This window comes from Paenibacillus sp. Marseille-P2973, assembly GCF_018101095.1.
Lineage (GTDB): Bacteria > Bacillota > Bacilli > Paenibacillales > Paenibacillaceae > Fontibacillus > Fontibacillus vini.
Genome location: NZ_JAGQEH010000004.1, coordinates 138,006 through 159,340, shown reverse-complemented (window position 1 = coordinate 159,340; position 21,335 = coordinate 138,006). Strand labels below are relative to the sequence as shown.

The following is a 21,335-nucleotide window of genomic DNA, read 5'->3' as shown; positions in this document are numbered from 1 at the left end:
CCTATTTTTCAAAGATTTTGTCATACTCGGGAGGATCGCATGAAATTCGGATTCAAGCCTGCAAACAGGAAATTTACAATACTTGTCGTACCTGAGGGCGCAAGCCCCGTATTCCGGTTTAGAACGCGTTTGGCTCTGCTATTGTCCCTATTGGTCTCGGCAATAGTCGTAATCGGGCTGGTACTGGTCCTTATCGTGGCGAACCAGAGCCATTCCAGCCGGATAGTAGCTTTGGAGACGGAGCTATCCTCGTCAAAGGATTATTATGAAAGTACAGTCGATGACAAGGAACAAGCCATTGATACATTGCTTACAGAGCTGCTCGATCTATCGGAGAAATCCAAAACCATTGAGTCGAGAATGCTCGAGCTGGAACAGCTGGAGGCGGAATTGAAAGCTATTACAAATGGCAATCGGCAAACCGGAGGACTTGCTCCTACCGTGGCCGTAGCTGCGGATAGTCCCGGAGAAGCTTATGAACAGAAAGGCGGGGTTGGCGGCGAATCTATTCCTTTGAGCGAAGAAGATGTGCTTGCCTTAATAAACGAGACGAAGGACAGCATCGCGGCTTCCTTAAATGAAATGCCCGATTTGCAATCAAGGCTGGAGCAGACCAAGATCAACGTGGAAAAGTACAAGGAAATGATGAGGATTTTGCCGACCTATTGGCCTACGGATTCCGCACGGGTCACTTCCCAATTCGGGAAACGCAGCGATCCCTTTAGCGGCAGACTTACGGTTCACAGCGGTCTGGATATCGGCGGGCAAACCGGGGATCCGATTTACGCCGCTGCCGACGGTACGGTCACGGATACCGGATACAGCTCCGCGCGAGGTAATTATGCTACGATCAAGCACCCATCAGGCCTGCAAACCATCTATATGCATATGAAAAAAACGATCGCGACCAAAGGCGATGTTGTTAAACAGGGGGATAAAATCGGGCTGCTCGGCTCAACGGGAAGAAGCACAGGTCCGCATCTCCATATCGAGGTCATTAAGGGTGGAGTTACCGTCGATCCCTTAATCTATCTAACTATTCCCGGAGAGGATGAAAATCAGTAATGTTCAAGAATAAAACCGCCGTAAAGCTCGATCCGAATACCACCGATACCTTGGTTGGGGAGGGCAGTACATTCGAGGGGAAGATTATCTCGGGCGCCAGCATCCGAATTGAAGGACAGGTTATCGGAGATATCGACTGCGAAGGGGACGTAACCGTCGGGGAAAAGGGAATGATCCGTTCCGATACGATTATCGCCAGAAACATCATTATTGCAGGTACCGTCAACGGCAACGTTCAGGCCAAGCAGAAGCTGACCATCACTGCTAAAGGCAAGCTCTACGGCAACCTTTCCGCCGCCTCTCTCTCGATTGAGGAAGGAAGCGTCTTTGAAGGGACGAGCCGAATGGAAGGCGCCCAAAATCCCTCCTCTGCATCGGTTCAGACGATAAAGCTTGCGGACAAGCAATCCGCCGCAGCGGCAGAGAAATAGGACTGATACTGGTTAAACAATAAAGGCCGCATCCCGGAATATCATGGACAGCATATGTCTCATGACCCTTCCCGGGATGCGGCCTTGTTGTAGTTTATCCAACTTTATCTATTAACCTTCTTTGACCGACCAGGACTCCAAAGAGAGGGACGGTTCCGCTTTGAGTTCCAGATTCGAAAACTCGCCGTTCTTCCATTTCAGATAAGCGGCCGCACCAATCATCGCCGCATTATCGGTGCAATAGTTCAGCGGCGGAATCGACAGCGGAATCCCTTCCTTGTCGCAGCGCTGGCTCAAAGCCGCGCGCAGACCGCGGTTGGCGGCCACCCCGCCGCAGAGCAGTAGCTGGACGGCTCCGGTTGATTTAACCGCACGGATCGCCTTTTCAACGACCACATCGATGACGGATTCCTGGAATCCGCGAGCAATCGCGGCTTCGAAGCCTTCCTCGCCGCGCATCCGGTGCCGGTTCACCGCATTCAGCACGGCGGACTTCAGCCCGCTGAAGCTGAAATCATAGGAATCCGGCTCCAGCCAGGCGCGCGGAAGCTCCTCCGCCTCATCCGACTCCATCGCAAGTTTATCGACATGCGGTCCTCCGGGATAAGGGAATCCCAGCGCCCGGGCGACTTTGTCATAAGCTTCGCCTACGGCGTCGTCCCGGGTGCGGCCGATCAGTTCGAAACGCCCCTCACGCTCCATATGCACCAGCTCCGTATGTCCGCCGGACACGACCAGAGCCAGGCAAGGATAATGAATCTCGCCCACTAGGCGGTTCGCGTAAATATGTCCGGCGATATGATGGGTGCCGATCAGCGGCTTGTCCAACGCAAAAGCAAGACTCTTGGCGGCCATGATGCCGACGAGCAGCGCTCCGACCAGACCTGGGCCTTCGGTTACCGCTACAGCGGACAACTGACCTGGAGATATCCCGGCCTGTTTCACCGCCTCCTCCAGCATCAACGTAATACTCTCAACGTGTTTGCGGGAAGCCACCTCCGGAACGACGCCCCCAAACGCTTTATGGGTTTCGATCTGGCTGGCGATCAGATTGGACAGCACCTCGGTTCCGTTCTTGACAACGGCGGCCGAAGTCTCGTCACAGCTGGTCTCCACCGCAAGTATATAGCAATCCTGATTCAGCAATTTTGTTCGCTTCCTTCCTCTTCTCCGCTCCCGTTTTCTAATTCCGGCAGCTCGCACCACATGATGATAGCATCCTCATTATTATCCGAATAATAGCCCTTGCGTACACCGGCAGGAACAAACCCCAGTTTGGCATACAGCGATTGAGCCACCCGGTTGGTGGCCCGTACCTCGAGGGTCATGCGCTCCATACCCAGTTCCATGGCCCATTCCATAATCCGCCGAAGCAGCAGTTCTCCCAAATGCCGTCCGCGGTAAGCGGTCCGGACGGCGATATTCGTAATATGCGCTTCATCCACAATCGTCCACATCCCGGCATAACCGACCGGTTGGCCGTCGACATCCAGGATCATATAACGGGCGAAATGGTTTAACGTCAACTCATTGCGAAAAGCTTCTTCACTCCACGGCAGCGTAAAAGATTCATGCTCGATGACCATAATATCCGGAATATCTTCCAGCTTCATCGTCCGAAACTGCACGCGCCCGGCATCTGCCTCTCTCCACATGTCCATCGCCGTTCCCCCTATCGCTCGCGCAGCCGCTTGGCTTCGGCCTCGGCCAGCTGGGTATAGTTCGGCTCCAGCGCATGCACATCGTCTCCGCCGCGCAGACCGGCCCGGCGGGTGCCGGTCAATCCGATCCAGGTCCCCTCAAGCTCATAGGGGATCAGATGCAGCGCATCGCCGAGCAAGGGGCGAAGCGCCTCCGCCGCAGGCTCATGCAGCGCCGTTTCGCCCACAAACCATACGCCGGAGGGACGATCCTCCGGCGCGAGCGCTTCCAGCAGGCCGGACAGCTGCTCCGTCCAGACCGACATGAGCCGGATTCCATCCGGCTCGAGACGCTCCGGCATCATGCCGGCCTCCGCGCCGAACAGCGCGGTATACGCTTGCCCGCGCCGCGCGTCTACCAGCGGGACAATCCAGTGCCCGCTGCCGCCGCTTGAGCCTTTCTTCGCTTGAGGCTCAAGTGTGCTGTCAGCCGCCTGGCCTGGAGCATCTTCCCGCAGAGTTCCGCTTGGCTCGACGCTAAGTGTACGGCCAAGCAAGGCCGCATCCTGCGCCGTTCCCCGTGCCCATCCGCCCAAGGCGATCGCCTCCAGGCTCGAGACGCCATATACCGGCAGGCTCAGCGCCCAAGCCAGCGTTTTCGCCGTTGTAACGGCGATCCGGGCGCCGGTATAAGAGCCCGGACCTACCCCGACGGCGATCCCGTCCAGCTCCGCCTTAGCGACTCCCGCAGCGGCCAAAGCTTCCCCGATCGCTTCAACCAGATAAGCCGAATGGTTCCGCTCGGCGTGAATATTGCGCTCAGCCAGCACTTTGCCGTTCTCCATAACCGCTACCGCCAGGGAAGAGGTTGATGTATCAAACGCCAAAATCCGCCCCTGCGCCCGGTCTCCATTCCGTTCATGTTCTTGGTTCATATTCAAAGGACTCCATTCTCTCTCAAGGTGTTGATCCAGGCCTCATAAGGCTGTCCGCAGCCTTTTAAATAAAAGGTACGCTCCGTCCCCTCGCCCGATTCTATGTAAATGTACAGCACTTCCTGGGGCAAAAGGTCTTCAATAATGCTCGCCCATTCCACCAAGGTAACGCCACGGCCGTAAAAATATTCATCCAGCCCAAGCTCCTCGGCTTCCTCCAGCGACAACCGGTACACATCCATATGATAAAAAGGCAGCCTGCCCTCATATTCCTTAATCAGCGTGAACGTCGGACTGTTGACCGTATCCTTCACTTCCAAATGTTTGGCGAACCGCTGCGAAAAGGCCGTCTTCCCCGCCCCAAGGTCACCATCCAATGCGATCACCGTTCCGGGAGAGGAATTTCCGGCCAAATAAGCGGCTAGCTTGTCCGTATCGTCCAGATCGGCCGCCTTAAATGCATAACCTGAAGATGCTTTATCAAAAATCCATTCCATGGGTACCCTTCCTTCATGTCCAACAAACGTATGTCCCCATTATATCGGTCCGTCCCGGCACCCGCAACACGGAACCGTTCCTCCGTCTGCTATCCCGCACCTATGAACCCAGGCGGCTCTATAGTTTATTAAAATAGTTTTTTATCCATACTAATGAGAAAAGGCAACCGGCAGCATCCGCTGTCCGGCGAAAGGAGTCCACCGACAGATGCATACGGTTTGGAAAGGGGCAATCAGCTTCGGGCTTGTCCATGTTCCGGTCAAAATGTTCTCCGCTACCGAGGACAAAGATATTTCCATGAAATATATCCATAAGGAATGCGGCAGCCCGATCTCTTATGTCCGGCGCTGTCCGTCCTGCGACGTGGATGTGAATTGGGAGGAAATTTCCCGCGGCTACGAATACGAAAAGGGAAAATACGTCCTGTTTGAAAAAGAGGAGCTGGAGCAGTTGTCCGCCAGATCCGAAAGAACGATCACCATTCTTGATTTTGTGGACCTGGAAGACATCGACCCGATCTATTTTCAAAAAACGTACTATTTATCGCCCGACCAGGCCGGATCAAACGCCTACCAGCTCCTGCTGGAGGCAATGAAGCAATCGGGGAAGATCGGTATCGCGAAAATCGCCATCCGTTCCAAAAGCAGTCTGGCGGCGATTCGCGTCATGGAGGGGTGCCTCGCGGTTGAAACGATATTCTATCCGGATGAAATCCGTCCGATCAGCCAGGTGCCGAATCTCCCCGAGAACATCACGATCAACGACAAGGAACTGACGATGGCTAAGCTGCTTATCGAACAGCTGTCCACCCCGTTTGAGCCGGAGAAATACAATGATGATTATAGGGACAATCTCCTGCAGTTGATCGAGCAAAAGGTTGCCGGGGAAGAAATCAGCCTGGCACCGGCCAAGCCGGAGAACAATGTGATCGATCTGATGGCCGCGCTCCAGGCCAGTATCGAGGCGGTCAAGCCCGTGGCGGCCATTACGACCGATCCCGGCCCAAGCAAAGCCAAACGGACCCGGGGCGCCTCGGCGGCTTCGGGAAGCGGCGGCAAAAAAGGAAAAGCCGCTGCGGGTGCAGCAGCGGGGACCGGTGCGGACACCGAAACCGGGAGAGCCGGTGCCAAATCTGGATCCGAGGCAAATGATGCCGGTACAAGTGCAGCGGAAACTGTCACCGTTCCGAAGCCCAAGCGCAAGAGCACTAAGACTGCCAAGAAGACGATTTCCTGACCTCGCCATTGACCCGTTAAATGCTTTGCGCCAATACACAAGCCTCCGGCGGCATATTGCTCCATCCCTGAATGACGGGATGCCGCATCGTGCCCCCGGGGGTCCACTCCAAAAACTGCACCTTTACGGTAAGCTGCGGTTTAACCCACTCCGCCCCCTTGATCCGCTCGGGAGTATTGATAAACGGACGTCCGGATATCCGCAACTGCGGCACCATTTCCGTCAACCGGGTCCATTCTCCGATCTTCCATTTACCCGTGCCCGCATGGCCAATATATATAAACCTTCCTTCAGCATCATACACGCCCAGCAGCAGCGCATTCACCCTGCCATCCCGGTAGGTTACTCCCCCTATTGCCGCATGTAGGTCATGAGCCAGCTTGAGCTTGCACCAGCGCCCGTCCTTTCCGCCGATCCGGTATGTACTGTCCAGTTGCTTGCAAACGATCCCTTCCCAGCCCTGCTGTTTCATCACCGCGAACAGACTTTCGGCCTCCGCTACATTAGGGACGAGTTGAAGTCTCTCATGCGGGGTGATGATCTCCTGCAAAAGCTGCTGCCTTTCGTTCAGCGGACGATCGGTAACCCACTCTCCATCGCAATATAAAATATCGAATATCATATATATTGCCGGAACCCGCGAAACCGCAAAGCGGATTTCCTGGTCCCGCCGCAAGCTGTCGCGCCGCATCACTTCATGGAACGAAGGCTTCCCGCCGGCGATTGCAATCATTTCTCCATCCAGGATCACCGAGTTCGCGCTGCAATAAGCCGGAACATCGGTAAATTCCGGGTACTGCTTGGTCCGCTCATTTCCTTTCCGGTTAATCAGACGAACCTCTCGTCCATCATAATAGGTAAGCATCCGGACCCCGTCCCATTTTACCTGTGCAATCCACTGGTCGCCCGTTGGAATGTCATGGGCCCGGACCGGTTCAAACGGAATTACCGGCTCCAATTCCATGTGCTGCCCCTCCTTTGCCGGATGTATCTTTTCCAAGTCTACCCCTAGCAATGGATCGTCATTCCGGGCAAGACTTATAGTTTTATCGAATCGGGCAAGGATAATATTGAAGGGAGGGGGTTCTTAATGCCCCGCAGTATCAAAGGAAGTATTGTTATTGAAGGCGAAGAGGTACCCGTGAGCAACCCCGACAAGCTGCTTTGGCCGGAGGCCGGGATCACCAAAATGATGTATTTGCAAAAACTCGCGGAGCTTTCGCCTTTTTTGCTGCGTTATTGCCGGAACCGGCTGTTGACGACGATCCGCTACCCCGGGGGAATTCATAGCAAGTTTTTCTATCAAAAAAACGCCCCGGATCCCCTGCCTCCATTCGTTCAGACCTCCGTCCATGACGGCATCCGGTATGTAGTGCTGGATAGTCTGCCCGCGCTGCTTTGGCTCGGAAATCTGGCGGCGATCGAATTTCACCCGTCGCTCCATTATGTCGGCGAACAACTGCCTTGCGAATGGATGATCGACCTGGATCCTTCCTTGGAGGAGGAGCCCCGGATCATGGAGGCCGCATTCTATGTAGGGGAAATCCTCGGCTCCCTGGGCCTGTCTTCCGTTCCGAAGACGTCGGGGGCGACGGGCGTACAGATCATTGTTCCGATCCAATACGGCGTTACGTTCGATGACCTCCGTCTGATCGGCCATTTCGTAGCCCGCTACGTGACGGAAAAACACCCCGGCCTCTTTACGATAGAGCGGCTTAAAAAGGACCGGGGCGACAAAATTTATTTCGATTATCTTCAGCATTATGCGGGAAAGACGCTTGCCGCGCCTTATACTCCCCGAGCTCGTCAGGCTGCCAGCGTCTCCACTCCGCTAACTTGGGAAGAAGTGCAGCGCAGTCCGGCTCCGTCCGACTATCATCTCCTCAATATCGGCGACCGCTTAAAAGAAAAAGGCGATTTGCTTGAGACGGTTGCTCCGCAATCCGTTGAGATGATCCTGCAGCATTTGCGGCAGCCGGGCGGGAAGAAGTAGCCCGCCGCGGCGCGCAATCCTGCACGCCACCCTTACAGCAAAGGGGAAAGCAGTCTGGCCAGCATTTCCGCCCCTTTTTGCCGGCGGGAACGCCGGGCAAATTCCCGCGGCACGATCATGCGGCTATCCGTCAAATCCTCTTCAAAATCCCGCGACAGCCGGGAAATGGAATTCCGGTCAAACAGCAATGCCGTCATCTCGAAATTGTAGAAAAAGCTGCGCATATCCATGTTGGCCGTACCGACCGAAGCGAGCAGATCGTCCACGATCAGCACTTTGGCATGTACAAAACCTTTGGTGTATTCATAAAATTGGACGCCCGCCTGCATCAGTTCCTCCACGTAAGAGAGCGAGGCCAGCTTTACCAGCCGGCTGTCGGATTGATAAGGAATAATCACCTTGACCTCAACCCCGCTGACCGCCGCAGTCTTTAGCCCGGCATAAATGCTGGGATCGGGAATAAAGTACGGCGATGTAATCCAGATCCGCCGCTTGGCAACGGAAATGGCGCCAAAGCACATTTCCTGAAGCGCATTCCAATGCTGGTCCGGGCCGCTGGTCAAAATTTGGACCTGCTCATTTCCCCGGCAGCTGTGCTCCGGGAACAGCTCCGGATCGCTAACACGTTGTCCCGAGGCAAGCCTCCAGTCTCCGAGGAACGTATTTTGCAGGAAATAAACGGCATCCCCTTTGATCTGCAGATGCGTATCGCGCCAATAGCCCATTTTTTCATACAGACCAAGATAGTCGTCTCCTACATTCAGTCCGCCCACAAATCCGACGGTTCCGTCGATTACGATAATCTTCCGGTGATTTCTGTAGTTCACGCGCCGGTCCAAGGTCGCGATCAACGGCGGTAAAAAGAAAAACACCTCTACCCCAGCCTCTTCGAGCTTCCGTACGAATGAACGCGGCAGTTTATAGCTTCCGAGACCGTCGCAAATCAGCCGGACTTGTACTCCTTCCCGCGCTTTCCGAATCATCATTTCCTGGAACTGCGTGCCGATACCGTCGTTTCGGAAAATATAAAATTCGATATGTATATGATCCTTGGCTTTTTCCATCTCCGACAGCATGGCATGAAAGGCTTTTTCGCCATTATTAAATACCTGCGTCTCATTACAACCCGTAATCGGGCTTTCGGAAAGATGGGTCAACAGGCTGAACAATCGTTCATGGCCCTCAAATTCCCGGTTGTGCATCTCTCCGATATCATTTACGATCTCCGACTGCTGCCAAAGCCGGGCCTTCATCTCCTGAAACAAACGAGATCCTCGGCGGCGCAGCTTTCTCCGCTTCTTGTAGTCCTGGGCCACGAAATAATAGAGAATAAACCCGACCAGCGGAACCGCGAAGAGGATGAACATCCAGGCAATCGCCTTGCTGGGACTGCGGAATTCCAGCACAAGAATCGTAGCGATCTGAAAAATAAAAGCAAACAAAACTATAACCAGCCAAGCCATTACCCTCACCCTTCCCTTCAATCAGCATTAACCATCCTGCTAAGAAATTATTCATCAGGGGCACAGACAGATATATCAGACAAGACACTTTTTTTGACATGATTTAAGAGTCATAGGAATAGATAAATTATAGAAAGCTTGCATTTGCGATCTCATATTGAGAGGAAAGGAGACGCCATGAAAACCGCCAGCATAGGCTTACCCAACCCCCATCGGATGACCTTGCTTGTCCTCCGGGATGCGAACCAGCCCGTCAAACAGCTCCATGTATCCAAGCCGCTGGTTATAGCCGTTCCGCTGATCGCCCTGTTATCTATCTCCGGCCTTATTATCAGCCTGCAAATTCAGTCCAGTCAAACGATCAGCAAGCTGGAGAAGCAGATTCAGAGCCAGGACCTTCGTTTTGAAGCCGTCGTAACCGACAAAGACGCTGCGATCGAACGGCTGCAGAACGAAGTCATCGCTCTATCCGGGCAGTCCCAGGAGATGATGAACCGGATGGAACGGGTAACCGAGCTTGAAACCGAGCTGCAAAAGTTCATCGACAAATACGGGGGCGGCGAGGAACTCGGAAGGTTGTCCTCCATGTCATTGGACGAGGATTCGCTTGGAGTCGGCGGCGAATTTATCGCGGTTCACGAGAACGAAATCGAACAATTGGCCTTGGATACGAAGGATCAATTTACGGAAATGAGCGCTTTGCTTGATGAAATGGAGAAGAACGTGCCGGTCACCCTAAAAAAAGCCAGGCAAACCCAATATACGCTCTCGGGCACCCCTACGGAATGGCCGACATTGTCCAAGCGCTTGACTTCCAACTTCGGCTATCGCACCGATCCGTTCACGGGACGGGCCTCTTTTCATGCCGGGGTCGATATTGCCGGAAAAATCGGAGACCCCGTCTACGCGGCCGGAGCCGGCAAGGTGATCACCGCCGCCAAAGACAGTTCCCACGGCAAATACATCGTCGTTGAACATCCCGGAGGTCTTCAGAGCTGGTATCTTCATCTCAGCAAAATCAGCATTTCCGAAGGGGATACCGTGACCAAGGGACAACGAATAGGCAGTTTGGGCAACACGGGCCGCAGCACCGGGCCGCACCTGCATTTCGAGATCGTCAAGCAGGAAAAGGCCGTAGATCCGTTACCTTATTTGGAGTAGAGTAGACCAATTAATATTACCATGTTGATGGAGGATGAAATCGCTTATGTTCAAGGATAATAAATCGCCGGTAGGCACGGACACGCTTATCGGCCAGGGCAGCTCTGCCGAAGGACGGCTCGAATGCGAAGCCAATCTCCGGATCGAGGGAAAATTCAACGGAGAAATCGAATGTGTAGGTCAGGTCATTGTCGGGGAAACCGGTGAAGCCAGGTCCAACATCATAGGCGCCGACATCGTGGTAGCCGGGAAAGTTATCGGTGATATTATCAGCCACGGACGTCTGACGATTACCGGAAGCGGTCAGGTTGACGGGAATGTCAACGTCGCCAAGCTGGTTATTGTGGAAGGCGGACTGCTGAACGGCTCCAGCCAAATGGAGAAGACCTCTCCCGCCGTGCTTCCCGTTAAGGAAGGCAAAGTGAAGTCCTCCAAAAAGTCGGCGCGTCCTGAAGCGGGGTAATCACTGTGAACCTGATAAAATAAGTTCCCGCCTGCTCTTTGGAGCGAACGGGAACTTTTTGTTTCGGATGACGATTAGATTAGGATAGACTAGGCTGCAACATCTCTCTTTTTGAAAACAAACCAGGCAATGAGGAGGAACGCCAGCACATACCCGGTAAGCACGGCGGCCGAGAAGCCCAGCGTCATCCCTGCAGGTCCGACCTGCCCGCCCCGGTATTGGCCCAGGTCCATGTTGACGAATAGCATATATTTAGCCCAAGCATATCTTGTTGGATGAAACAGCATCGTAAAGATATTGCCCGCAAACAAGATGAACATCGACAAGCCGATCGCAAGGCCGCTCGTACGAAATACTGTCGACACCATAAATGCAAAGATCGTAATTACGAGCAGATCGATATAATTGTAGAGCAAATCCTCCATGATATAGCCGAATGGCCCTCCCGAGCTTTTGGGGAACACGCCGGACTGAATATCCGGAAACAACAGAAACGAAACAGCCATATTTGCCAGGAGATAGACCGCCGACATCGCCAGCGTAAACAGCAATACGGCCAACAGCTTGGATACCAATATTTTGGTCCGTGTCCATGGCCGGACAAGCAGCAATTTAATTGTGCCCCAAGTAAATTCCGCGGCCACGATATCGGCAGCAACGACTACCGAGAAAATCGAGACCAGAAAATAAAGGAACGACAATTGATCCACCGCGTCCCAGGCTCCTATCGGGGAAGAGGAGCTACCCATGTAAAACAGCACTCCGAACAGCATCATCAACAGCACCAGGATGGCGAACATGATCCAGGTCCGCAATCGGCGGTATATTTTCATGTTTTCATTTTGAACCAGCTTCAGAAAATCACCCAATATGCCCGCCTCCCGTCATTTCCAAAAATTGATCCTCCAGCGAACGGGTTACCACACGAATGCCGTATACCGATATACCCGCCATGACCAGCTTGGCGTTAATCGCCGCTGCCGCACTCCGGTCGACGGCGACGATCAGGCTGCTGCCTTCGATCCGCCCCGCTCCGATTAAATCCAGCGCTTGGGCCGGATGATCCACATCGAACGCCGTTTCACGCTGACCGTCCGCAGGAGCGTCTCCGTGGTTCAACTCCCTCACGTCGATCAGCCGGCCTTGCTGAATGACCGCGACTGTATCGCACATGAGCTCCATCTCGGACAAAAGATGACTGGACACGAATACCGTCGTCCCCTCCTCCTTCGCCAAAATCCTCAGGTAATCTCGCAGTTCGCGGATACCTTGCGGATCCAGCCCGTTCGTGGGCTCGTCCAGCACAAGCAGCTTGGGCCGGTGCAGGATCGCTTGGGCCACGCCCAGGCGCTGCCGCATCCCGAGAGAATACGTCTTCACCTTGTCGTGAATGCGATGCTGCATCCCCACACGTTCTACCGCTTCCATAATTCTCTCGCGGGTAATCCCCGGCGACATCCGGGCATAATGCACCATATTTTGATACCCGGTTAAAAATTTGTACATTTCCGGATTCTCAACGATAGCCCCGATATGGGAAACCGCCCGTTCGAAATCACTCTTTATGCTCGAGCCCTGAATCAGGATATCGCCTTGCGTTATCGACATCAATCCGACCATCATCCGGATCGTTGTCGTTTTTCCGGACCCGTTCGGTCCCAAAAATCCGTACACCTGACCCGGCGGAATATCGAGCGTCAAGTTATCGATCAGCGTCTTGGAGCCGATCTTTTTGCTGACGCCCTGTATCCGAACCACAGGTTCCTGTACCATACCTCCACTCTCCTAACCATACGCCCGCCTGTTTCGGCGTTTTCCCTATTTTACCATAGGTGGGTGGCGGGGACGAAACTGCTAGTTCAGATAGACCTGTTAGGTAGGGTCGGGAACTGAGCTATTGAGCTAGATAGTCTTCAAGTGAGGACCAAGAGCGGAGTTATTGAGCTAGAAAAATCTCCGAGTTATCAAGCAGCTCATAACTTCGGATTTTTCCTCCTTTACCCTTAGGTTCAAGCATCCCTTTATCTACCAGGGATCGAAGCCAGCTTCGGGAAGTTCTAAAATCGATTTTCAGCAAATCGGTCACATCTTTGGGACGGACACGCCCTTCTAAACGCCAGGCTAATCGGAGTATCTCTTTTTCAATAACATGTAAAGAAATCGTCTCGACTTTTTTTATGAAATGCGGACCAATAACCAATTGAAGCAGCATGCGACATACCTCGGGGCGCTGCTGCACATCATCGAATGAAAAATGAATCATTTTCCACCCTATCCCCGTTAGAAACGTATCCCGATTCAAAGAGTAACTAAATCGTTCGCGATCCATTTCCCGGACATGACTTTGAAAACCGTCACATTCTATGCCGAATTTACCGAACGGAGGCAGAAACGCAAAATCCAAAAACTGCGACTTCCGGTTCCAATCTCTTATTTCGTACTCCGGGTGCAGATTTTCGAAAGAGCCAAAAACCGGCCACCATACATTTTCTAACAGCAGCTTCTCCGCATAATTATGTCCCCGAAGCAGCCTCCCCTTGCGTTCTCCCGTTCTCCGGCTTAAATGTTCATTGATGAAGGAGGCATGTGCCATCTCAAAAGCTTCTGTCACGCCACTCACCCTTTCCAAAAAAATAACGCCCTCTCCCCAAAGGGAAAGGACGTTCTTCGTCTAACGAAAGTATATCACGTAAAATCTTGTGATTCCAATATATTCAAATTTTTATTTGGAACAATTTCGCTTTACTTTTCCCCAAACCTTTATTGTACTCGCACGCACACCCACTACACCTAACTACACCTACTCCACTTACTACACTTACTACACTCACTCCACTTCACTAAACTTACTCTACTCACTGCACTTACTCTACTCACTACACTTACTCTACTCACTACACTTACTCTACTCACTACACTTACTCTACTCACTACACTTACTCTACTCACTGCACTTATTCTATTTATGCTCTATATTCTCATTTTATATAGTCCTAGCCTACAAGTTTGTCATCGCCAACTCGCCTATTGGATATTTCCAATGAGTGTTTTCGAAAACAGTTTAAAGCATGGGGTCAATTGGATATTTCCAATGAAAATGGGTCAATTATTCTGATTTGGGTGTGAATTTTGAATTTCCTATTGGATATTTCCAATGAAAGTGCCGAAAAGCCAAGTTTCTACCCGTGTCTATTGGAAATATCCAATGGACAACTAACCGAGGCCACGGAAAATCGTGGCCTCGGCTAGTTAGACTCTTAGACTCCTATAACGCTGTATAGAAAGCGGCTGTTATGTTTGCGTCGCATGCAACTTGCCGCACCCTCGCTCCCGCGCCCAAAGCCATCTGCCGCCGCTGAGCGCCCGCCATCACTGGGCGCGGGCCCACCAGGAGCGATGGCAGGCGCTGGCTTTAGTTGCCCGAGCGTGCCAGCTCGCGCGTGTTGGCTTCGAACGCGGCGAGAAGGGCGGCCTCGCCCTGCAGGCCATCATTCTCCACCTTGCGGATTTGCTCCAGCATCCGCTTGTAGTCCTTTGGAATGACGCGGACGAATTTCGGCAGCAGCTCATTCCAGTGGTCCAGCACGCGGCGTCCGGCAGCGCTATCCGTGTACAGGACATGGCGGCTGATCAGCGTCCGAAGTTCGTCGGCCTCGGCCGGGTCTTCGACCCGCTCCAGCAGCACCATCCCTTGGTTGCAGCGGCCCACGAAGTTCCCCTGCATATCGAGCACATATGCGATGCCGCCGGACATCCCGGCCGCGAAATTGCGGCCTGTGCCGCCAAGGACGACGACGCGTCCGCCGGTCATGTACTCGCAGCCGTGGTCGCCTACCCCTTCGACCACGATGCTCGCGCCGGAGTTCCGGACCGCGAATCGTTCGCCGGCGATGCCGCGAATGTAGGCTTCTCCGCCGGTCGCACCGTAGAACGAAGTGTTTCCGACGATGACGTTCTCCTCGGCAGCAAACGTAGCCTGCGGCGACGGCTTCACGATGACCTTGCCGCCCGACAAGCCTTTGCCGGTGTAGTCATTGGCATCGCCCTCCACCGTCAGCGTCATGCCCCTTGGCACGAAGGCGCCGAAGCTTTGCCCGGCCGATCCCTCGAACCGGAACGTGATCGTATCCTCCGGCAAGCCGGCCGCTCCGTAAAGGCGCGTCACTTCGCTGCCGAGGATCGTACCCGTTGCCCGGTTCACGTTGCAGATCGGCAGCACTGCGCCGACGGCTTCGCCGCGCTCCAGCGCCGGAGCCGCCAGGCCAAGAAGATGCGTGAGATCCAGCGTCTCTTCCAGGCCGTGGTTTTGCTGCCGCGTGCAGTACCGGCTGGTTCCTTCCGGTACCTCCGGCATGTGCAGCAACGGAGCCAGATCGACACCTTGTTTCTTCCAATGGTCGATCGCTTTCAACGTATCCAGGCAATCGGTACGGCCGATCATTTCCTCCAGGCTGCGGAAGCCGAGCTCGGACATCCACTCGCGAAGATCTTCGGCGACAAAGGTCATGAAATTGACGACATGCTGAGGATCGCCCATGAAATTTTTGCGCAGCTCCGGATTTTGCGTCGCCACGCCGACCGGACAGGTATCCAGCTGGCAGACCCGCATCATGATGCATCCGACGGCGACGAGCGGTGCGGTGGAGAAGCCGTATTCCTCGGCGCCCAGCAGAGCCGCGACCGCTAGATCCCGGCCGGTGAGCATTTTGCCGTCCGTCTCCAACACGACCCGGTCGCGCAGGTTATTAAGCATCAGCGTTTGATGCGTCTCAGCAAGGCCAAGCTCCCAAGGTAAACCTGCATGGCGGATCGAGCTTTGCGGCGATGCCCCGGTTCCCCCGTCGTAGCCGCTGATAAGAATCACGTCTGCGCGCCCTTTGGCCACGCCGGCTGCGATCGTACCGACGCCCGCTTCGGATACCAGCTTCACGTTGATGCGGGCCCTCGGGTTTGCATTTTTAAGATCGAAGATTAATTCAGCCAAATCCTCAATTGAGTAGATGTCATGATGCGGCGGCGGGGAAATCAGGCCCACGCCCGGCGTAGAACCGCGAACCTCGGCGATCCATGGGTAAACCTTCTTCCCCGGAAGCTGACCGCCTTCACCCGGTTTAGCCCCCTGCGCCATTTTGATCTGGATTTCATCGGCATTAACCAGATAGTGGGAAGTAACCCCGAACCGGCCCGAAGCAACCTGTTTGATAGCGCTGCGACGCAAATCGCCGTTCGCGTCAGGAACATAACGGGATGGATCCTCTCCCCCCTCACCGGTATTGCTCTTGCCGCCGATTCGGTTCATCGCAATGGCAATCGTCTCATGCGCTTCTTTGCTAATAGATCCGAAGGACATAGCCCCGGTTTTGAAACGGCGCATGATCGATGCGGCCGATTCCACTTCTTCCAGCGGCACCTTTGGTCCGATCGGCTTCAGATCAAGCAGCGAACGCAGTGTCAAGTGTTTTTCATTTTCCCCTTGAGCGAGGGATGAGAATTTTTTGTATAGTCCATAATCTCCGGTTCGTACCGACTGCTGCAGCAAGTGAACGGTTTGCGGATTGAACAGATGCTCCTCTCCGTCGCTGCGCCACTGATATTCCCCGATCGAATCCAGCACTTTGTCGTTGCCGTCCTGTTGAGAGAAAGCCCGGAAGTGGTCGCTCAGCGTTTCCTTGGCTACGCCCTCGAGACCGATTCCTCCGATCCGGGACGGCGTCCAGGTGAAGTAGCGGTCCACAAAATCTTCCCGCAGGCCGACAGCTTCAAAAATCTGCGCTCCCCGATACGATTGGATCGTGGAGATGCCCATTTTGGACAAAGTCTTCACAACGCCCTTCATAGCCGCCTTAATGAAGTTACTTACTGCCTTTTGAGGCGAAATCCCTTGCAGCATGCCCTGATCGATCATATCCGCCAGCGTTTCGAAGGCAAGATACGGATTTACGGCGCTCACGCCGTATCCGAGCAGCAGCGCGAAATGATGCACTTCCCGCGGTTCGCCGGACTCCAGCAAAATGCTGACCTTCGTGCGCGTCTTTTCCCGGATCAAGTGATGGTGCAATGAAGAGACAGCGAGCAGCGCAGGGATTGCAGCGTTCTCGGTATCGACACCGCGGTCCGACAAGATCAGAAGGTTATGGCCTTTGGTGATCACGCGGTCGGCCGCTTCGCATAGCGAATCCAGAGCCTGACGGAGCCCTTCAGCACCTTGCCCAGCCGGAAACAGAATCGGAAGGGTCGTCGCCTTGAATCCCGGACGGCGGATATGGCGAAGTTTGGCCAAATCCTCATTCGAGAGAATCGGAGATTCTAGCCGAATTTGACGGCAGCTCTCCGGCTCCGGCAACAGAAGATTCCGTTCCGGTCCGATCATGGTCGCCGTGGAGGTTACGAGTTCCTCACGGATCGCATCCATCGGCGGGTTCGTCACCTGGGCGAACATTTGCTTGAAGTAGTTGTAAAGCCGTTGCGGCCGGTCCGACAGTACGGCGAGCGGAGCATCGTATCCCATGGAGACGAGACCTTCCTCGCCCGTCAGTGCCATCGGCTCAAGCACTTTGCGCAAATCCTCAAAACTGTATCCGAATGCCATCTGTCGATGCACAATATTCTCAAGCTGCTCCTCCGGAAGCTCCGGAGCTTCCGGAAGATCTTTAAGCAAGATCCGGTGCTCTTCCAGCCACTCGCGGTACGGATTTTCCTTGGCGATCGACGCTTTAACCTCCTCGTCCGAAACGATCCGTCCTTCTTTCGTATCGACGAGGAGCATGCGTCCAGGTCGCAGCCGATCCTTATACAGAACATCTTCCACAGGAATGTCCAATACGCCTACCTCGGAGGAAAGTATGATGAGATCGTCCTTAGTCACGTAATAACGGGCAGGTCGGAGTCCGTTCCGGTCAAGCATTGCTCCGATCTGAATCCCGTCGGTGAAGCCCATCGCCGCCGGCCCGTCCCATGGCTCCATCAATGAGCTATGATATTCATAGAATGCCTTTTTGTCCTCATCCATTTCGGCATGGTTGTTCCATGGCTCCGGCACCATCATCATGGCGACATGCGGGAGAGAACGGCCGCTCAGATACAGAAACTCAAATGTATTGTCGAACATAGCGGTATCGGAACCGTCCGGATTAATGACCGGCTTCACCTTTTCAAGATCGCTGCCGAAGGCTTCCGTTTCGAACAGCGCCTGCCGGGCATGCATCCAGTTCACGTTGCCGCGCAACGTATTGATTTCACCATTATGAATCATGAAGCGATACGGATGCGCCCGTTCCCAGCTTGGGAACGTATTCGTACTGAAGCGCGAGTGAACCAGGGCGATGGCTGATTCCAGACTCTCCGCTTTCAGATCGACATAGAACTGGCCGACCTGCTCCGTCGTAAGCATTCCTTTATATACGACTTTACGGCAGGACATGCTGGACACGTAAAAAGCATCCCCTCCTTCCGCACCGCCATAACGGATAGCCAGCTCCGCCCGGCGCCGGATGACGTATAGCTTCCGTTCAAAATCCAGGTCATTCACCAGATTATTGCTGCGGCTAATAAATACTTGCCTTACGAAAGGTTTGGCCTCTCTAGCCGATTTCCCTAGCATATCGTCCCGTGTCGGAACGGTCCGAAATCCGAGCACGGTCTGCCCCTCTTCTTCCACGATCCGCGTCAATTCGGCCTCTTGTTCGCTACGAAGCGCATCGTCATGCGCCATAAACAGCATCCCTACTCCGTACTGCCCGGCTTCCGGAAGAATGTACCCGAGTTTCTCTGTTTCCGCGGCCAAAAAGCGGTGCGGGATTTGCAGTAATATACCTGCGCCGTCACCGGAATTCGGTTCACTTCCCTGCCCTCCGCGATGCTCCATATTGCTCAACATCGTAAGCGCCTGGCTGACGATCTCATGCGAAGCCTTGCCTTTAATATGGGCTACAAACCCCATCCCGCAGGCGTCTTTTTCTAAGGCAGGATCGTATAGTCCCTGCTTTTGTGGTATCATTGTGTGCTTCATATTCAGCGCAACCTTTCTATAAATAAAGTGAGTCACCTTATAAACAACGGGTTTTATTTAGTATTTTTATTCTACCGGAAAACGCGTCCGCTGTTTTTGCACTATTTTCTCTTTCTTTTGCACAAATGCTTAAAAAGTTTTTACAAAGAAATAGACTTCAAAAAAAAAGAACCTGCAAAACCTCATTAAGAGGTACTGCAGGTTCTTAGATTAAACTATGAATTTCTTAAGCTTAAGCTTAAGCGTTCAGACTCGCTTCCGCGCTTACATCCTCACTGTGTTTATGCGTGGCGAAGTAGAGAAGCGTAATCGCCAGGAAGACGACGCCGAAGCCCGCCAGTACGCCAAGCTGCTGCCAAGCGTGACTGAAATCGCCCGTAGAAACAACCGCTTTGTAGCCGCTGACGCTGTACGTCATTGGAAGAATCGGGTTGAAGGCTTTCATCCAGTTAGGGATCAATTCCAGCGGGAATGTTCCTGCACTTGTGGTCAATTGGAAGATCAGAATCAGGATCGCCAGGAAGCGGCCCGGATTCTCAAGCCATGTGACCAAAGCCTGAATGATAAACATAAAGCACAAGCTAGTAATGAAGCTGAACAGATAGAACATTGGAACGCTTTGAACTTTAAGTCCCAAGCCATACAGAGTCAGTCCCGATGCGAGCAGCGATTGCACCAAGCTCATGCCGGTAAACGCAAGGGCCCGGCTGACAAACCGGTTCCAACCGGTGGCGTCCTCTACCGAAGTTCCGCGAAGCGGAACGACCAGCGTCGAGATCAACGCTCCGACGAACAGACCGAGGGACAGGAAGTAAGGAGCGAAACCTGTACCATAGTTCGGCACTTCGTTCACTTTTTGCTCGTTTACTTCAACAGGTTGGGCATACATATTTACAAGCTTATCGGTCTTCTTAACACCGGAGGTTTGATCGGCAGCTTCATTCAGCTTGCTTGCCAGCTCTCCGGAGCCTTCAGTCAGTTTATCCATTCCGTTCTTGAGCTCGCCTGCGCCTGCATCCAATTGCTTGGAACCGTCGGCCAGAGTTTGCACTCCGCCGGACACTTGGCCCATGCCGCCTTCGATTTGCTTGGCACCCGTGCTCAGCTTGCCTGCACCGGCTGCCAGCTGTTCGCCGCCTGTTGCCGCTTCGGCCAATTTACCGCCGAATTGCTTCAGCCCGCCAGCCAATTGCTCTTGGCCTGCGGTCAACTGGGTAGCACCTTGGGCGAGTTGCTTCTGCCCTTGCGCCAACTGCTGGCTGCCTTGCAGCAATTGCTGTTGAGCGCTGTGTAAGTCCTTACTGCCTTGCAGCAGCTGCTGCTGGCCTTGCTGCACTTGTTCGCTGCCTTGAGCCACAGCTTTGCTGGCTGCGAGCAGTTGCTGAACAGTCGGATTTTCCGCCAGCTCAGGGCTTGCTTTAGTAAGCTGCTCCAAGCCTTGGGCCACCCCTTTCGCTCCTTCAGCCACTTTAGTGCTGCCTTGAAGCGATGACTCGAGGCCCGTTACCAGTTTGGAGCTGCCTTCTTCAGAAGCGGTGAGACCCGCTTGAAGCTTATCGGCTCCTTGAACGGAAGCATCCAATCCATTTTTCAACTGCACGCCGCCCTCATGGGCTTTTATAGCTCCGCTTTCCAGTTGTTTTTCCGCTGCGGACAATTGATTTAGACCACTTGCCAATGTAGATGCCCCGGTCTTCAGATCCGCAGCTCCCTTACTAAGCGAGCTGGCTCCTTCTTGAAGCGGAGCGATGCCGTTACTGAGTTCGATTGTACCGGCCGCCAGCTTGGCAAGGTTCTCTTTCAATGTTTTAGCGCCTGTATCGAGTTGAACAGCTCCATCATTAATGGTGCTTGCACCGTCGCCTGCATCGTTCAAGCCGCCGGAAATTTTCTCAACCTGATCGAACAGGGTTTCCGTATAGGCTTCCGTTACTTTAGCGGAAACTTTAGCCTTGATTTCTTTTACCGCCGTACCGCCGATTTGGGCAGCCAGGAAGTTATAGCCTTCGTTTGGTTCATAAATGATTTGTGCCGGCTGAGGATTTTCATCCATCAGCGTCGTTGCCTGCGAAGAGAAGTTATCCGGAATTACAATCGTCATGTAATACTCATTGGAGTCCATCCCTTTTTCCGCTTCTTCACGGGTAACGAACCGCCACGAAAAGTCATTTCCCTTCTTCAACTCTTCCACCAGTTCCTTACCGACCTGAAGCGATTTCCCTTCATATTCAGCGCCCGTGTCCTGATTAACTACCGCTACGGGAATCTCATCCATTTTGCCGTAAGGATCCCAAAACGCCGCCAGGAACATTCCGCTATACAGCACGGGAATAAACAGTACGACGATAATCGGGATAATTACTTTTGGCTTTTTGAAGGATGCAGCCAAGTCCTTGAAAAACACCGACATTGATTTCATATTCGTTTTCTCTCCTTGTATCC

17 protein-coding genes are annotated in these 21,335 nt (G+C 53.6%); 6 read left to right on the top strand and 11 right to left on the bottom strand.

Annotation, left to right across the window (positions count from 1 at the left end):
• Nucleotides 1-39: 39 nt before the first annotated feature.
• Both KB559_RS10250 and KB559_RS10245 read left to right on the top strand, forming a co-directional pair.
• Complete coding sequence (locus KB559_RS10250; protein WP_211021646.1) at nt 40-1,065, top strand: M23 family metallopeptidase; 1,026 nt, start codon at nt 40-42, stop codon at nt 1,063-1,065.
• Nucleotides 1,065-1,496 carry a bactofilin family protein gene (locus KB559_RS10245; RefSeq protein WP_211021645.1) on the top strand — a complete coding sequence of 144 codons (432 nt, stop codon included), beginning with the start codon at nt 1,065-1,067 and terminating at the stop codon, nt 1,494-1,496. The genes KB559_RS10250 and KB559_RS10245 overlap by 1 nt, the downstream gene beginning before the upstream one ends.
• A gap of 111 nt (nt 1,497-1,607) precedes the next feature.
• Here KB559_RS10245 and tsaD read toward each other — a convergent pair whose 3' ends face one another.
• From tsaD to tsaE, 4 genes are read right to left on the bottom strand one after another with little or no spacing between them, the layout of a single operon-like run.
• On the bottom strand, nt 1,608-2,642 hold the full coding sequence (gene tsaD, locus KB559_RS10240; protein WP_211021644.1) for a tRNA (adenosine(37)-N6)-threonylcarbamoyltransferase complex transferase subunit TsaD: 1,035 nt from the start codon (nt 2,640-2,642) through the stop codon (nt 1,608-1,610).
• A complete protein-coding gene (gene rimI, locus KB559_RS10235) occupies nt 2,636-3,151 on the bottom strand; it encodes a ribosomal protein S18-alanine N-acetyltransferase (protein WP_373316826.1) in 516 nt (171 codons plus the stop codon). Before rimI ends, tsaD begins: the two co-directional genes overlap by 7 nt.
• 17 nt (nt 3,152-3,168) lie before the next feature.
• Nucleotides 3,169-4,071, bottom strand: a complete 903-nt coding sequence (gene tsaB, locus KB559_RS10230; RefSeq protein WP_211021642.1) for a tRNA (adenosine(37)-N6)-threonylcarbamoyltransferase complex dimerization subunit type 1 TsaB — start codon at nt 4,069-4,071, stop codon at nt 3,169-3,171.
• A 2-nt stretch (nt 4,072-4,073) separates the two neighbouring features.
• Nucleotides 4,074-4,568 (bottom strand): tRNA (adenosine(37)-N6)-threonylcarbamoyltransferase complex ATPase subunit type 1 TsaE, encoded by a 495-nt coding sequence (gene tsaE, locus KB559_RS10225; protein WP_211021641.1) that lies wholly within the window; start codon nt 4,566-4,568, stop codon nt 4,074-4,076.
• Nucleotides 4,569-4,776: 208 nt separating this feature from the next.
• Here tsaE and ku point away from each other — a divergent pair, with 208 nt between their 5' ends.
• On the top strand, nt 4,777-5,805 hold the full coding sequence (gene ku / locus KB559_RS10220) for a non-homologous end joining protein Ku (protein ID WP_211021640.1): 1,029 nt from the start codon (nt 4,777-4,779) through the stop codon (nt 5,803-5,805).
• A gap of 16 nt (nt 5,806-5,821) precedes the next feature.
• Here ku and KB559_RS10215 read toward each other — a convergent pair whose 3' ends face one another.
• Nucleotides 5,822-6,769, bottom strand: coding sequence for an ATP-dependent DNA ligase (locus KB559_RS10215; protein WP_211021639.1), 948 nt, complete (start codon nt 6,767-6,769; stop codon nt 5,822-5,824).
• Between the two features lie 126 nt (nt 6,770-6,895).
• Here KB559_RS10215 and ligD point away from each other — a divergent pair, with 126 nt between their 5' ends.
• The gene (ligD, locus tag KB559_RS10210) at nt 6,896-7,798 is read left to right on the top strand and encodes a non-homologous end-joining DNA ligase (RefSeq protein WP_211021638.1); all 903 of its coding nucleotides are present in this window, start codon (nt 6,896-6,898) and stop codon (nt 7,796-7,798) included.
• A 32-nt stretch (nt 7,799-7,830) separates the two neighbouring features.
• On the opposite strand, the gene cls is transcribed toward ligD, so the two are convergent.
• Complete coding sequence (gene cls, locus KB559_RS10205) at nt 7,831-9,261, bottom strand: cardiolipin synthase (protein WP_211021637.1); 1,431 nt, start codon at nt 9,259-9,261, stop codon at nt 7,831-7,833.
• A gap of 177 nt (nt 9,262-9,438) precedes the next feature.
• Between cls and KB559_RS10200 the strand changes: the two genes are divergently transcribed.
• Both KB559_RS10200 and KB559_RS10195 read left to right on the top strand, forming a co-directional pair.
• Nucleotides 9,439-10,422 carry a M23 family metallopeptidase gene (locus tag KB559_RS10200; protein ID WP_247681729.1) on the top strand — a complete coding sequence of 328 codons (984 nt, stop codon included), beginning with the start codon at nt 9,439-9,441 and terminating at the stop codon, nt 10,420-10,422.
• 46 nt (nt 10,423-10,468) lie between these two features.
• Nucleotides 10,469-10,885, top strand: a complete 417-nt coding sequence (locus KB559_RS10195; RefSeq protein WP_211021636.1) for a bactofilin family protein — start codon at nt 10,469-10,471, stop codon at nt 10,883-10,885.
• A gap of 89 nt (nt 10,886-10,974) precedes the next feature.
• Here the strand turns inward: KB559_RS10195 and KB559_RS10190 are convergent, their stop codons facing one another.
• The 5 genes from KB559_RS10190 to KB559_RS10170 all read right to left on the bottom strand — a co-directional run bounded on the left by KB559_RS10190 (nt 10,975) and on the right by KB559_RS10170 (nt 21,312).
• Nucleotides 10,975-11,754: an ABC transporter permease gene (locus KB559_RS10190; protein ID WP_211021635.1), complete on the bottom strand. Its 780-nt coding sequence runs from the start codon at nt 11,752-11,754 to the stop codon at nt 10,975-10,977.
• Nucleotides 11,747-12,658, bottom strand: coding sequence for an ABC transporter ATP-binding protein (locus KB559_RS10185; protein ID WP_211021634.1), 912 nt, complete (start codon nt 12,656-12,658; stop codon nt 11,747-11,749). The genes KB559_RS10190 and KB559_RS10185 overlap by 8 nt, the downstream gene beginning before the upstream one ends.
• A gap of 163 nt (nt 12,659-12,821) precedes the next feature.
• Entirely contained in the window at nt 12,822-13,478 is a 657-nt protein-coding gene (locus KB559_RS10180) for a PDDEXK family nuclease (RefSeq protein ID WP_211022161.1), read from the bottom strand.
• An 819-nt stretch (nt 13,479-14,297) separates the two neighbouring features.
• On the bottom strand, nt 14,298-18,893 hold the full coding sequence (gene gltB / locus KB559_RS10175; RefSeq protein ID WP_211021633.1) for a glutamate synthase large subunit: 4,596 nt from the start codon (nt 18,891-18,893) through the stop codon (nt 14,298-14,300).
• A 238-nt stretch (nt 18,894-19,131) separates the two neighbouring features.
• Nucleotides 19,132-21,312, bottom strand: coding sequence for a YhgE/Pip family protein (locus tag KB559_RS10170; protein ID WP_211021632.1), 2,181 nt, complete (start codon nt 21,310-21,312; stop codon nt 19,132-19,134).
• Between the last annotated feature and the right edge of the window lie 23 nt (nt 21,313-21,335).